Source organism: Sphingobacterium sp. CZ-UAM (assembly GCF_002000245.1).
GTDB lineage: Bacteria > Bacteroidota > Bacteroidia > Sphingobacteriales > Sphingobacteriaceae > Sphingobacterium.
The window spans coordinates 597,148-609,454 of record NZ_MTCM01000001.1; the positions used below are offsets into that span (position 1 = coordinate 597,148).

A 12,307-nucleotide genomic window follows, 5' to 3' on the forward strand; every position below is an offset into this window, starting at 1 on the left:
ATACTAGTCCAAAGGTACAATACTTTTGTATCGCAATGGTGCAAAAAACAATAAAAATTTTCAATTATGTCAAAATTAGAAACAGCTACAGAAGTAAAAAAATCAATCCACGCAGAGCAAAAACAATTCAGCTCAAAGGATTTCCACCAGACATTTGCGAGACCGACATTTGCGAGAACATCACACGTAATTCACAAAAATGTTGAAAAAGCAGGTGTACACAATCAGTTTTCGGAAGAAAGAAAGCATCCTGTTTTCTTTGTGGACTTACCGAGCAAAAATGTCAGTATGACTATCGGCGGTTTATTGCCCGGACAAAAAACACACAAACATCGTCACACTTACGAAACAATATTATATGTGCTTGAGGGCAAGGGTTCAACGCTTGTAGAAGATGAAATCGTACAATGGGAAGCAGGCGATGCTGTTTATATTCCGTCTTGGGCCTGGCATCAGCACCATAATTTAAGTGATAGCGAACCTGCCAAATATATCGCTTGCGAGAATGCTCCTCAACTGCAAAACTTGGGCGTAGCGTTGCGTGAAGAAGAGGGCAGAGATTTCTAACTTTTAAAAACAAAACGATAAATGAACAAAGTACCATTTAAAGGTGTAATTGCTTATCCTGTTACACCATTTGACAGCGACGAGAATATTGATATTCCGTTATTCAAAAAACAAGTTGAACGCTTGGTTACGGCAGGTTCTCACGGCATCGCCCCATTGGGAAGCACAGGCGTAATGCCGTACCTCAATGATACCGAAAAAGAGGAATTGACCGAAACCTGCATACAGCAGGTAGCGGGCAGAGTGCCTACATTGGTCGGCGTTTCTAATCTTACCACAGACAAAACCGTTTACCACGCACAGTTTGCCGAGAAAGCAGGAGCAACGGCTGTAATGATTATCCCGATGAGTTATTGGAAATTGACCGATGACGAAATTGTGAAGCATTATGATGCTGTTGCATCTAAAATTTCCATTCCGATAATGGCATACAACAACCCCGCCACAGGTGGTGTGGATATGTCGCCCGCATTGCTGAAACGCTTATTGGAAATCCCAAATGTTACGATGATAAAGGAAAGTTCGGGTGACATTCAGCGTATGCACTATTTGAGAAAAGAATTGGGCGAAGAAGTCGCTTTTTTCAACGGTTCCAATCCATTGGCATTGTCCGCTTTCTCGGCAGGTGCTAGAGGCTGGTGTACGGCTTCACCCAATTTAATACCCGAACTTAACATTGCCCTATACGATGCTGTACAGGAAAACGATTTGGAAAAAGCCCAAAGAGTATTCTACAAACAGATGGATTTGTTAAAATTCATTGTAGCCAAAGGTTTGCCACGCTCTATCAAGGCCGGTTTAGATTTGTTGGGTGTAGGGGGTGGAGGTCTCAAAAGTCCTTTGAAACCGCTTAATGAAGCTGAAATAGTAGAACTGGACAGCATACTTTCGGCTATTGAAAGTGAAGTTTATCAGTAATAACAATAATTCTAAAACAAAGTAAAAATGGCAAAAGCAATTTTTTATCACGCAGGTTGTCCTGTATGCGTAAGTGCAGAAAAGGACATTTTAAATCTCATACCTGAAAATCAGGTTGAAGTCATCCACTTGGGTACAGACAAAATAAAAGTAAAAGATGCAGAAAGTGCAGGTGTAAAATCTGTTCCTGCATTGGTTTTGTCTAACGGCAATGTGTTACACATTAACTTTGGTGCTTCAATAGAAGATTTGAAGTAATCACAATCTAAAGCCCGGAAGTCTTTACTGCTTTCGGGTTTTATACATTATTGTTTCAGTGATAAGTTAAAACAAGCAAATTATAATATGACCCCGAAAGAAGAAACTAAACTTGCCGAAACCCCAGACGAGCAATCGGAAAACGTGAAAGTAACATTGACATTGAACGGTAATACAAAACATATCCAATGGAACAAACAGATACCTTTGCTGGATGCAATGCTCCATGCAGGTATTGATGCTCCGCATTCCTGTTGCAGGGGGACTTGCGGTACTTGCGTATGTAAATTGGAAGAGGGCGAAGTACGCCTCAAGAGAAATTTTGTCCTGTCCGAAGCACATGTACAGCAAGGTCTGATTTTGGCATGCGTAGCAGTTCCCATAAGTGCAACTGTCAAAATAAATTATGACGAGTTTTAAAGAAGTACGATGACACGAATAGTTTTATTGATTGGCACAATTGTGAATCATTCCAAACGCATTGGGTAAAAACATTCTTACACTCAATTTGAGTGATGTAGTTTGTTTACGCATTGGCGAATCATCGCAGAACATCAAACCGGCATTTAAAATATATTTTTATCTTTTCGTTCGCGGATTGATGTGCTGGATTTATTGGCAGATCCTTGCTGATATTGGACTCACTTTCGACAGGGCTTCGGCTCTCCTTTAGCTCTGCTCCGGGACAGCTTCGAGACATGCTCGGGCCTTCTTCGGCCGGGCTTCGAGAGCTCTTCGGCTCGGCTTCGGCTTCCAGCCGAAGGCCACCCGAACCGTAGCCGAACAGCAGCCGAAGCGGAGCTGGAGCTGCCTGCAACAGGAGCCGAACAGGGCCCGACAAAGAGCCAATAATGGGCCGAATACTAACCGAACCGCCGACCTCCTTGGGGCGGTACAACGGCCAAATCTTTCCTCTCCCAAATTAACCGGATAGTAACCCGATAGCCTTTCGGTTTTTAAAATTTATTGTCCAAATCTGACAGGCAATGACAAGGCTCCCAATCATTTATAATCAATCTCTGTACTTATTCTTTTTAGCTATAAAGTCCATGTAATTTAGCTCTTGCTAGCAAAACAAAGACTGCTCATGACAGTCGTAATTATTTATAAATCAAACATGTATAATCATGGCAAGATTCTTAAAAGGGATACACGGGGCTTACTCTGGGAAAGTAGGTAGTGTAATAGGAAGCAGTTGGCGAGGTGTGGATTATGTCCGCTCACTCTCCAAGATCTCAAACAAAAAAGCAAGTGCAGGACAGATCGCACAGCGGGCTAAATTTGCAATGGCGGTAGCCTTTCTGTCGCCGATCATGGACCTGCTCAACCTGGGCTATTCGGACAAGCTGCAGGGCAAAGCAACCGGCTATAACAAGGCGCTGCAATATCTGATGAACAATGGTGGTGTGACGGGTACGTACCCTACACTGGAAATCGATTATTCAAAGATCGTTATTGCCAAAGGTTCATTGTCCAATCTGATGGGCGCCGAATGGACAGAGCTTTTTCCGCAGGAGATTTCATTGACCTGGACACCGGAGCTCAACAAATATAACTCCTTTGCGGATGATTCGGTCATCCTGCTCATGTACAATAAGAATAAAAATTTCTTTAGTATTCTGGAGTCTTCGACCCGGGCGGCTGCCAATCTTGATTTCACGTTGCCGGCCAGTTATTCTGGTGATACGCTCGAGGGATGGGTTTTTACCGGTCATCGGGACGGTGTCAAGACCTCACCGAGTTTTTATCTGGGCGAATTGATCATTAGCTAAGATGGCTGTCCAACACACCCTGCTGCTCCAACGAAAGTATGGAGCACAGGGAACCAATGGAACCATCAGCTACCAGGGCGAGCATATCTGCCATTCCATTGAGTTGCCAGATCACAACAACCGCCCCAGGATCAGCTGTATTCCGGTAGGCCGCTACAGACTGGAAAGACAGCGCTATCCAAAGCATGGGGAGCAGATCGGCATACCGAATGTGCTGGGCCGCGAAGCGATATTGATCCATGCAGCTAACAACGCATTGCGGGAACTGCATGGCTGTATCGCTCCGGTAACAACCTTAACAGGTGAAGGTACTGGCGATTACAGTGGTAAAGCTTTAGCAAAACTTAAAGCACTGGTGTATAATCTGTGGGATATGGGGGATGAAGTGTATTTGAATATTCGATAAATGAAGGGCCTGAATAGATCATGGCTTCTTATGTGATTCGAGGACAAGAATTTGGCGCTGCATTCCTTTGTGCCATCTTTTTAGCAATATGACGGCATAAATCAAACTCGCTCTGCTCGGACAGTGATTTATGCTACCGTCATATTGCGTCAGCGACAGGCAGTCGGAATGCTATGCTTCGAATTCTTTGTCCTCCTATATTGCTTTCTATTCCTCTACCTCGGATTTACCGAAACTGGTTGTGGAGGATGGAATGCTAGGCTTTCAATTCTTTGTCCGCCTATTTGCGTCGAATAGAGAAGGCGGTGATTGGATGACGGTCTACCGCTATATTCCTTGGTGCAATTGCTTTTACACAACGGCTAAATGAATTCAAACTCACTTCGTTCAGACAAGAATTCATTTTTAACGCCATTGTACTTCATCAATTTGCAGTCGGAATATAAGGCTTTGACCGTTCATCCAGTCTCTTTAAAAACTAATAAGTATGAAAAAAATCTTAGACAAAATAGGAGCAGTGCTGCAGGTGGTCCTCGCAGCGCCGCTCAAACTGCCGGGTAAGGCATCGAATATACTGACGTACATTGCACTGGGGCTAGGGATACTAGAAACGGTGATGAAAGAAGATAAGCCACCGCCGGAAGCTGTAGATCAGCCAGATGAAAATACAAATCCGGGCGATCGCGATATGGAGGAAAGGAGGGATACTAATGAAACTCAATGATATCCGCATCTCTGCTTTCGCTGGCACCATCTGTTCGATCTGGGCGAGTATCACACTTGGGGATATATTGCAGACGGTGCTGACCGCTGCACTGGGTACGATGGTCAGCTTCGTGACGAGCCGGCTCATTGGACGATGGAATAACAGGGGGCGAAAATGATCCTGGCGATTGTTGCAATTACATCGGCGGATGCCAAAATCTGTCCAGCACGCGCTCAACAGCGTGCTGGACTATTACTCAAAGCAGCAGCTTGCTGGACTCGCGCGCTCAAATCGGCCCCTTGGGCCTTGGCCGTGACATAGAGGCAATAGCGATCTCCGCGCAGCCTATGATGACATGGGGTAAGTAACTGTACCGGCTAAAATCCAAAAGCCATGGTGATGCCGCCAGGAATAGGCCCGAAAAGATATCAAATACCAGATGCACGTCCATCGGCACAACACGAAATAGAGCAAGTTCGTATTGTGTAATAGCACTGTATACCAAGGTCAATATGCCGAGTAGCACAAATACTGCTCCTTCGGGACTACTGCTGCTGAGATCAAACAGCTGTGGGCAGAGAATCAGAAAGATCGCTGTTAGATAATCTAGTATGCCATGCATCTTGGTGCTGAGAACTCTCATAGGCTATTATTTTAGTTTATCCTTTATTTTTTCTTTTTGGAACAAAACTGATAGGCCACCAATCCAATCATTACAGCGGCCACAATAGACTTGCCGATCAAGGATTTTTTATTATGCTTCCATTCGGCCCTTAAGCCCAGTTCGTTGACTAAATTCGGAAGGTGCCCCTTTTTAATATCGCAAAGGATGCCTTCTATCATATTGACCCGGTCGGCGAGCACCAGGGGTAGCCAGCGCCCGTAGCTGGATTCGCTATACTGAAAGGCAATTCGCCTGAGGACTCCACTGAGGCCAATAGGCGGATTGCTGGTGCCATAGACTGCTGTCAGATTGGGCCTTTCTACAGACTTGAGGATCTCTACGGTCTCCTCCTGTAGCGGCGGACGCTGCCAGGAATAGCCCTGATGTTCGGCATTGTTGCGTTTTTTAAGGGGATAGGTCGGATCATTCTTGGGATCAAAATCGATGCCCCAACCCTTAATATGGCTGTAGCGCCATTGTCTGTCGTTGATAAAATCTTCGGGTGTAGTTTGATCTGTCATCATTATATAAATTTTAGGATTTAAGCGAAGGGTGGAATAAGCACAGTTTTGATACAATTGTCCAGTTTGGAAGAGAAAATATGATAAGCGTCAGCAACTTCTTCCAATGGAACCCGGTGTGTGATCAATTCCTTGGGATTGATGATCCCATCTTGTACATGTTGGATCAGTTTGGGCAGAAGTCGCTTTACCGAGGCTTGGTTAGCCCGTATGCTGATTCCTTTGTTGAGTACATTGCCAATGGGCACCAGACTGTCGATAGGGCCGTATACCCCAACAATGGATACGATACCGCCTTTTTTGACGCTATTAATGGCCCAGTGCAAGGCCGTGGTGGATCCGCCCTGTAACATAAGATAGCGGCCCAACAGCGTATTCATTGTATTGCCGGCAGCTTCACAGCCGACGGCATCGATGCACACATCGGCTCCCAGTGAATCGGTAATTGTCTTTACAAAAACTACGGGATCGCCAATGGAACGGAAATTAACGGCTTCGCATTGCGCGTATCGTTCGGCAAATTCAAGCCTGTAGTCAACCTGGTCGATGATAATAACGCGTCCTGCACCAAAAAGCCAGGAGCACTTGGCGGCCATAATACCGATTGGGCCAGCGCCAAAAACAACCACGGTATCGCCGGGTTGGATACCGGCCATTTCGGCCGCCTGATAACCCGTTGGTACCACATCTGTCAACAGGACAGCGTCGTCCGGGTCCATCCAATCGGGAATAACCACGGGGCCGACATCCGCATAGGGGACACGGACATATTCGGCCTGCCCGCCAGCATAGCCTCCCGCTGTATGGGAATAGCCAAAGATACCGCCGACAGCTGTAGCCTCCGGATTGGACTCATGGCAGTTGCCGTACAGTTCCTGCCGGCAAAAGGCACATTTGCCGCAGGCAATATTAAAAGGCACCATCACCCGGTCGCCAACCTGTAGACTTTCTATTCCGGCGCCGACCTCAACCACTTCACCTATAAATTCGTGTCCAAAAGTAGAGCCTACCCGGGTGTCGGGTACCAGCCCATGGTAGAGATGCAGGTCTGATCCGCAGATACAGGAACGCAAGACCCGGACAATGGCATCCTGTGGATGGAGGATCTCTGGCAATGGGGCGTTTTTGTCGGCGCGTACGCGATAGGGCCCCCGGTAATTCATTGCAAGCATAATTCCTAAAGTTTTAAACGATCAAAAAGCTAGCGCCCGTTCAAGGACACTTATCTAGGGAAGGGATGTGCCGCAGCATTCGTTTGCCTATTTTGCGGATAGCGGACTTATACGGTAAATTGCGTATTTTGGACAGCAGCAGGAAGTGAATCAGGAACTTCGTATATAACAGCCCTATAGTAAAGGCGCTGGTGGCTATATGCAATGTTAAAGAAAAATGGCGGGCAGGTAAGCCCCATGAGGTTTACCTGCCCGCCAGTGCTATCCCATGGATCGCTTAATCCAGATAGAAGAAAAGCCGGCTGAAGATTTGATTCGGCACTTTGGGCGCAATAAAATAGGGTTGCACCTTGCCCTTATCATTCAATTTTGGGAAAAAGAAGCCAACGGCAGGCAATTTACTTTTTGCTTCATCGCCTTCAAAAGCCCATTCATCGGTATTGGCCTTGGTGAAATGTACTGTGGCACTCCGCAGGTCGACCTCTTTGTCAAAGCCCTTGAGTGGCAGATAATCGACATAGACCCATTTTCCGGGAAGCACACGTTTTGCAATATACTCCTTACGGACATTGCCCGTAGTTGCATCGACCTGCTGTAACGAAATATCAACCGGAAAATCAATGCTTTTATCATAAATGTAAAAGCCCAGCTTATTGACATTGGGGTCAGCAGCGGGGGGAACCACCTGCTGTACCTTGCCGTCAAAATAGAGGTAATTGAAATTTACCCTGATGGTATTCTCGGGCAATTCAACGCTATACACTACTTTCCTGGTCACGGTATCGGTCAGTGTAACCAGCCGTTTTTTGGGTACCCTGTAGCTAAAAGCCGTGGTAAAATGGATATTGCTCTGGGGCTGGATGATAAAAGCACCCTCTTTATGATCAAATACGGTGGTATCAATCGCCACGACCAAAGGATGCTCAGCACCATTGTAGCCATTGATCAGGATATGCATCGCGCGCTCGACTTCAACAGCGTCCTTGTTGCAGGCGCTGAAAAAAAAGGGAACACCGAGCAGCAGCAGTGCCATGCATGGGAAAAATGTCTTTGTCAACAAATTTTTCATCTGTATAAATTATAATTCTAAAACCTTATTAAACTGTATCATATTATTGACCGGAGCTTCATTGATGATCAGCAACTTGGAACTGGCCTTTACTGGCGAGGGCGTCGGAGCAACCGAGGTCAGCGGATTGAATTCATAGGATGTGCCCTGGGTATAGGGGATGTCGGTCCCGGCTTTATAAATATGGGCCCGAAACAAGACCGGCGTTTTCTGCCCATTATATTCCTGTACGCCTAAGGGGAAGGGAGCAAAAGAAATGGGCTGAGAGAACTCGTTGGGCTTTAGGTTTTTGATCCGGACGACCTCTTCAAACACTTTGGGGATAAAATAGTATTTCTTGAATACAATATCCACGGGTTCGCGGTAATTTAAAATATTGGACTGGAACATATAGACCAATTGCACCTTGCCCTCCACGGGTGCCGGGATCACTGGGAAATCGCCTACCTTTCCGTTCATATAGATCAGGTTGAGGTTGGTCTCGGCTTCCGTATCGTTGGCTCTGATTTCCCGCTCCAGCAGAATTTTATCGCTGGCTTTGGATTTCATGGTGAATTTTAAGCTTTGCTTCTTCGGGTCATTGAAATTATAGGTGGCGCCAAAAGCAATTTTGCTAAATGCTGACGTCACTGTAGGAGGAAAGGTGTCAAGTTGCAGCGTAAGTTCCTCATTGCTGTTATTGTACCCACTTAAATTGAACAGATGTATATTGGAATGGTACAAAAGCTCGTCTCCGCCTTTGTTGCAGGACAGGAGGCCGAAGAGCAGAAAAAAGCTGATTGCCGTGGCTGTTAAAATGTTTTTTATGTTCATTACGCTTGATTTAAAATGTATATCCAATGGACAGGCTAAAGGAACTGCCTACTTTGCGGTTAAAGGTTTCTTTGTCGCCTATGCGCATCTTTTTGGTTCCGTCCTTAGAGGTCTCGTAGTAACCTTCCTCATATTTTTGGGAAAACCCGAATTTCCACTCGTAGATCTCGTCCCACTCCTGGGTCGGCCACTCGGAGTTTGACAGGCCTTTCCAGCGGTCCTGTATCTTGTAGGTTTCGGGCCTGTTGACATAAAAACGGAAGGGGCTATTCAGCAGATTGCTGAGGTTGAGCTTAAGGTCCAGGTTTTTGTTTTTCAGCAATTTGTAGCTCAGCTGCGCATCCAGCTGATTGCGGGGACGCTCGTATTCGATCAGGTCTTCGCTCATGGCGGTCATAAAGGTTTTGTACCCCATATGGTTGAAGGCGACGTTGGCACCTAGGCGGTCTCCGGCATATTGTAAGGCGGCATTGTAGACGACGGGGATCTGTCCATAGAGCGGGCGCTTGCTTTTGAGGAACTGTTTTTCGCGGTACTCAAAGGTATTCCCATATTTATCCGTGTCGATGCTCTTGGCCCTGAATTCGGCGGACTGCACTTCGGAGCTTTGCAGGGTGACGTTGCCGCTGAAATTAAAATCCTCGAGCAGGGAGCCCGGCAGTATAAACCCGAGGTTCTTGCGTATATCAAACTCCAGCCCCTTGACTTTGGCCCATTCGGAGTTGTTGGTGGTGACATAGATGCGGTGGGAGGAATCCATCATCTGCCGGTACAATTCGATCGGGTTCTGGAAATATTTATAGAAAAATCCAATGGAGATCACTTCCGCTAGGGAAGGATACCATTCCAGACGCATATCATAATGGTCTATGACGGTAGACAGCACACCTTCATTGCGGCGGTAGGCACCGCCCAGTGCAGGATCCTGCCGTACCATCCTGGAGTTTTCGATCAGTGCGGGGCGCACGACCGACTGCGAATAGGCCATCCGGATATTGAAGTCCTGTACGGGGGTCAAGGTCAGGCTCGCCGAGGGCAGGTAGCGCCAGGTTTTCTCTTCGGTCTCGGGATCTGCCGTCATGCCCACCAGTTTGCCGGTTTTCGGATCGACAAAGCGCTGCTTGCGCATGGCAATGGTGCGGGCATCCATCTGCAGGTCATTATCGCCATTCTGCAGGCTTTTATACTTGAAGTATTCGGCACGTAGTCCCCAGACCAGCCGGATCCAGGAGTTGAACCGGTTGTCTAGCATGCCATAGACGGCCTGGTTGATATTCTTGCCTTCATAGGCGCTGATGGAGAAGGCGGCGGGATAATAGAACATCCCATGTAGAGGGTCTTTAAAATCCAGGTACTTCGACCAGGTGTTGACGGGCGAAAAGGTATTTGCACCGACCGAAACAATCGGCAGGGAGACCCATTCGAACAAGCCATGGCGATCCATAAACTGATAGCCGGCTTTCAGGGTCTGCTTTTGCCCGAGCCAGTTGGTCTGGTAGCTCAATGCGCCCTCGGCAATTTGGTTGGTCTCCGTATAATGGTATTCGGAGCGTGTAAATGTGCCGTCACCGGCATTGGCATAGTGCGAAGGCACAACATTGTACAGGGTATCATTGAGGGTGCCCCGGGGTTCGAGCCAGGCTTCGGTGGCATCTTTCTCTCGGTTGTTCAGCCGGTTGCGGGCAATATTCCATTCGGCTTTAAAATTACCGAAACGATGTTCGCCATCCAGCCTGTTCTGGAGCATATCGATAAATTTGGGGCGGTCATACTCCCGGATAGCGGGTCTCGAACCATGGCCAATGTCGTTTCCCCAACCCTCAATCACGGAAAACTGATTGTTGAACATGCGGGAATAAAAGTTGCGGGCAGTTATTTTATGATTTTTGCTGTTCCAGCCCAGGTTGACCAATCCGCTTAGACTTGAATTGAAGTTGTACTGCCTAGCGCTGGTCGGATTGATTTCTTTTCCGCTGCTGATATCGTAGCTTTTTCCGTCTGTTTTTTGCCAGTTGCCTCGTTCAAAATCGGAGATCTGGTCAATAGACTGTTCATTGCGGTAACTGATTGAACCTACAAAACCAAAGATTCCTTTCGTGCTATTGTAGCTCCGCCCCAGGCTGAACTGATAGTTTTGTCCGGGTAGCGCGGTATATTTTCGTGTTCCCAGACGTTCCAGTCCGCCGATGCGCTTGTTCTGTGCCCCAATCATTTCGGGCGTAAAAGGCGTGACTCCTTCGGGCACGGGTTTGTACGGGTTGGCGGGATCGTAGTTGATGCCGTTGAATACGGTCAGATCCCGCGGGAACTTGCCCCGTGTGCCATCGTCAAAAGCCAGGTAGTCCCAGCTGCCACGGCCATAGCCCAGGAAATCTTTTCCCGTAGAGCCATTGATATATTTGCTGCCCAGCGAAAAGGAGGTGAAATTTTTCAATGGAATGGCCAGGGTGTTGATCTGGACCAGTCCACCGCCAAAGCCAAAGCTCAGGTCCGGCGATGCGGTCTTGTGGATAACGACATTGTCGATCAGGTTGCTCGGTACGATATCAAATTCGAAGTCCCGGACCTGCACGTCGGTGCTGGGGAGGGTCGCGCCATCCATCATGGCGAGGTTATAGCGTTCGGCAATACCGCGGATCACGACCCGGCGGTTGTCATTGGTGCTGACACCGGAGATGCGCTTCAGGGTCTCACCAACGTTTTTGTCGGGTAAAACAGCTATCTGCTCCCGACTGATTCCGTTGGAGATCGTCGCTGCATTTTTTTGTTTGGTATAGAGCGAAGCAATACTTTCCTGTTTATAGCTGCCGGTGACGACCACCTGTTCCAGGCTTTTTACGGCATCCTTTAACACGATGCTGAGGTTGGTCTGCTTGCCGGCATGGACAAGGATGTCGGTGATCCTTTTTGTCTGATGGGATATGTAACGGACTTCCATGGTATAGGTCCCGGCAGGGATGTTGAGCGTATAACTACCATCGGCCTTACTTTTCAGGGCCTGGCCCGTTTGGAGCACGGTGATGCTGGCATCTGCGAGCGCTTCGCCGTTTTCGTCTGTAATCCTCCCACTGATCGTGCCCTGCTGTTGGGCGCCGATGTTGCTTGTGCCCCTGGCGGCTGAAAGGGGACTGCTGTTTGTCTTTTTTGCCGAAACAAGCACGGATTGATCCCGCAGTTCAAAGCTCAGCGGCTGGTTTTTGAAGATTTCTGCCAGTACAGTGTTAATATCGGTGTTTTTAGTTTCTATGCTGACCGGTCTGGACATTTTGAGCAGGCTGCCTTCGACCAAAAATCCATAGCCTGTCTGCGTACTTATTTTTTTGAATACTTTGGCCAGTGAGCTGTTCTTCTCGGAGAGGCTGATGTTTTGTCCTACTGCCCCCAAGCTGATCTGTAGCATGCCAAAAGCGGTCATGAAGGTGCTTAGCTTCATTTTCAATA

15 protein-coding genes are annotated in these 12,307 nt (G+C 47.4%); 8 read left to right on the forward strand and 7 right to left on the reverse strand.

The genetic code is table 11. The annotated features are described in order from the left end of the window. The first annotated feature begins 66 nt into the window (after positions 1-66). The 4 genes from BWD42_RS02465 to BWD42_RS02480 all read left to right on the forward strand — a co-directional run bounded on the left by BWD42_RS02465 (position 67) and on the right by BWD42_RS02480 (position 2,163). Positions 67-567 (forward strand): cupin domain-containing protein, encoded by a 501-nt coding sequence (locus BWD42_RS02465; protein WP_077432887.1) that lies wholly within the window; start codon positions 67-69, stop codon positions 565-567. A gap of 21 nt (positions 568-588) precedes the next feature. Beyond that, a complete protein-coding gene (locus BWD42_RS02470) occupies positions 589-1,485 on the forward strand; it encodes a dihydrodipicolinate synthase family protein (RefSeq protein ID WP_077432888.1) in 897 nt (298 codons plus the stop codon). A gap of 27 nt (positions 1,486-1,512) precedes the next feature. Next, the gene (locus BWD42_RS02475; RefSeq protein ID WP_077432889.1) at positions 1,513-1,743 is read left to right on the forward strand and encodes a thioredoxin family protein; all 231 of its coding nucleotides are present in this window, start codon (positions 1,513-1,515) and stop codon (positions 1,741-1,743) included. Between the two features lie 87 nt (positions 1,744-1,830). Continuing rightward, a complete protein-coding gene (locus BWD42_RS02480; RefSeq protein ID WP_077432890.1) occupies positions 1,831-2,163 on the forward strand; it encodes a 2Fe-2S iron-sulfur cluster-binding protein in 333 nt (110 codons plus the stop codon). A gap of 121 nt (positions 2,164-2,284) precedes the next feature. Here BWD42_RS02480 and BWD42_RS24585 read toward each other — a convergent pair whose 3' ends face one another. Then, positions 2,285-2,641 carry a hypothetical protein gene (locus tag BWD42_RS24585; protein ID WP_077432891.1) on the reverse strand — a complete coding sequence of 119 codons (357 nt, stop codon included), beginning with the start codon at positions 2,639-2,641 and terminating at the stop codon, positions 2,285-2,287. Positions 2,642-2,870: 229 nt separating this feature from the next. Between BWD42_RS24585 and BWD42_RS02490 the strand changes: the two genes are divergently transcribed. From BWD42_RS02490 to BWD42_RS24590, 4 genes are all read left to right on the forward strand, one after another. Continuing rightward, a complete protein-coding gene (locus BWD42_RS02490) occupies positions 2,871-3,515 on the forward strand; it encodes a DUF6266 family protein (RefSeq protein WP_077432892.1) in 645 nt (214 codons plus the stop codon). 1 nt (position 3,516) lies between these two features. Next, on the forward strand, positions 3,517-3,921 hold the full coding sequence (locus BWD42_RS02495; protein ID WP_077432893.1) for a DUF5675 family protein: 405 nt from the start codon (positions 3,517-3,519) through the stop codon (positions 3,919-3,921). A 487-nt stretch (positions 3,922-4,408) separates the two neighbouring features. After that, positions 4,409-4,645: a hypothetical protein gene (locus BWD42_RS02500; RefSeq protein ID WP_077432894.1), complete on the forward strand. Its 237-nt coding sequence runs from the start codon at positions 4,409-4,411 to the stop codon at positions 4,643-4,645. Continuing rightward, positions 4,632-4,805, forward strand: coding sequence for a hypothetical protein (locus BWD42_RS24590; protein WP_175991935.1), 174 nt, complete (start codon positions 4,632-4,634; stop codon positions 4,803-4,805). Before BWD42_RS02500 ends, BWD42_RS24590 begins: the two co-directional genes overlap by 14 nt. A gap of 108 nt (positions 4,806-4,913) precedes the next feature. Here BWD42_RS24590 and BWD42_RS24425 read toward each other — a convergent pair whose 3' ends face one another. The 6 genes from BWD42_RS24425 to BWD42_RS02525 form a co-directional block, all read right to left on the reverse strand. Beyond that, complete coding sequence (locus BWD42_RS24425) at positions 4,914-5,270, reverse strand: hypothetical protein (RefSeq protein WP_139350993.1); 357 nt, start codon at positions 5,268-5,270, stop codon at positions 4,914-4,916. 23 nt (positions 5,271-5,293) lie between these two features. Continuing rightward, entirely contained in the window at positions 5,294-5,815 is a 522-nt protein-coding gene (locus BWD42_RS02505; RefSeq protein WP_077432895.1) for a hypothetical protein, read from the reverse strand. 17 nt (positions 5,816-5,832) lie between these two features. After that, positions 5,833-6,984, reverse strand: coding sequence for a zinc-dependent alcohol dehydrogenase (locus BWD42_RS02510; protein WP_077432896.1), 1,152 nt, complete (start codon positions 6,982-6,984; stop codon positions 5,833-5,835). A gap of 277 nt (positions 6,985-7,261) precedes the next feature. After that, positions 7,262-8,053: a hypothetical protein gene (locus BWD42_RS02515; protein WP_139350994.1), complete on the reverse strand. Its 792-nt coding sequence runs from the start codon at positions 8,051-8,053 to the stop codon at positions 7,262-7,264. Positions 8,054-8,062: 9 nt separating this feature from the next. Beyond that, positions 8,063-8,866 carry a hypothetical protein gene (locus BWD42_RS02520; protein ID WP_077432898.1) on the reverse strand — a complete coding sequence of 268 codons (804 nt, stop codon included), beginning with the start codon at positions 8,864-8,866 and terminating at the stop codon, positions 8,063-8,065. Positions 8,867-8,876: 10 nt separating this feature from the next. Continuing rightward, complete coding sequence (locus BWD42_RS02525) at positions 8,877-12,299, reverse strand: TonB-dependent receptor (protein ID WP_077435715.1); 3,423 nt, start codon at positions 12,297-12,299, stop codon at positions 8,877-8,879. Positions 12,300-12,307 lie beyond the last annotated feature (8 nt).

Coding starts and splice junctions, on each gene's coding strand:
- BWD42_RS24425 (WP_139350993.1), bottom strand. CDS start 5,270: ATGAGAGTTCTCAGCACCAAGATGCATGGCATACTAGATTATCTAACA.
- BWD42_RS02465 (WP_077432887.1), top strand. CDS start 67: ATGTCAAAATTAGAAACAGCTACAGAAGTAAAAAAATCAATCCACGCA.
- BWD42_RS02480 (WP_077432890.1), top strand. CDS start 1,831: ATGACCCCGAAAGAAGAAACTAAACTTGCCGAAACCCCAGACGAGCAA.
- BWD42_RS02505 (WP_077432895.1), bottom strand. CDS start 5,815: ATGATGACAGATCAAACTACACCCGAAGATTTTATCAACGACAGACAA.
- BWD42_RS02490 (WP_077432892.1), top strand. CDS start 2,871: ATGGCAAGATTCTTAAAAGGGATACACGGGGCTTACTCTGGGAAAGTA.
- BWD42_RS02525 (WP_077435715.1), bottom strand. CDS start 12,299: ATGAAGCTAAGCACCTTCATGACCGCTTTTGGCATGCTACAGATCAGC.
- BWD42_RS02520 (WP_077432898.1), bottom strand. CDS start 8,866: ATGAACATAAAAAACATTTTAACAGCCACGGCAATCAGCTTTTTTCTG.
- BWD42_RS02470 (WP_077432888.1), top strand. CDS start 589: ATGAACAAAGTACCATTTAAAGGTGTAATTGCTTATCCTGTTACACCA.
- BWD42_RS02475 (WP_077432889.1), top strand. CDS start 1,513: ATGGCAAAAGCAATTTTTTATCACGCAGGTTGTCCTGTATGCGTAAGT.
- BWD42_RS02515 (WP_139350994.1), bottom strand. CDS start 8,053: ATGAAAAATTTGTTGACAAAGACATTTTTCCCATGCATGGCACTGCTG.
- BWD42_RS24590 (WP_175991935.1), top strand. CDS start 4,632: ATGAAACTCAATGATATCCGCATCTCTGCTTTCGCTGGCACCATCTGT.
- BWD42_RS02510 (WP_077432896.1), bottom strand. CDS start 6,984: ATGCTTGCAATGAATTACCGGGGGCCCTATCGCGTACGCGCCGACAAA.
- BWD42_RS02495 (WP_077432893.1), top strand. CDS start 3,517: ATGGCTGTCCAACACACCCTGCTGCTCCAACGAAAGTATGGAGCACAG.
- BWD42_RS02500 (WP_077432894.1), top strand. CDS start 4,409: ATGAAAAAAATCTTAGACAAAATAGGAGCAGTGCTGCAGGTGGTCCTC.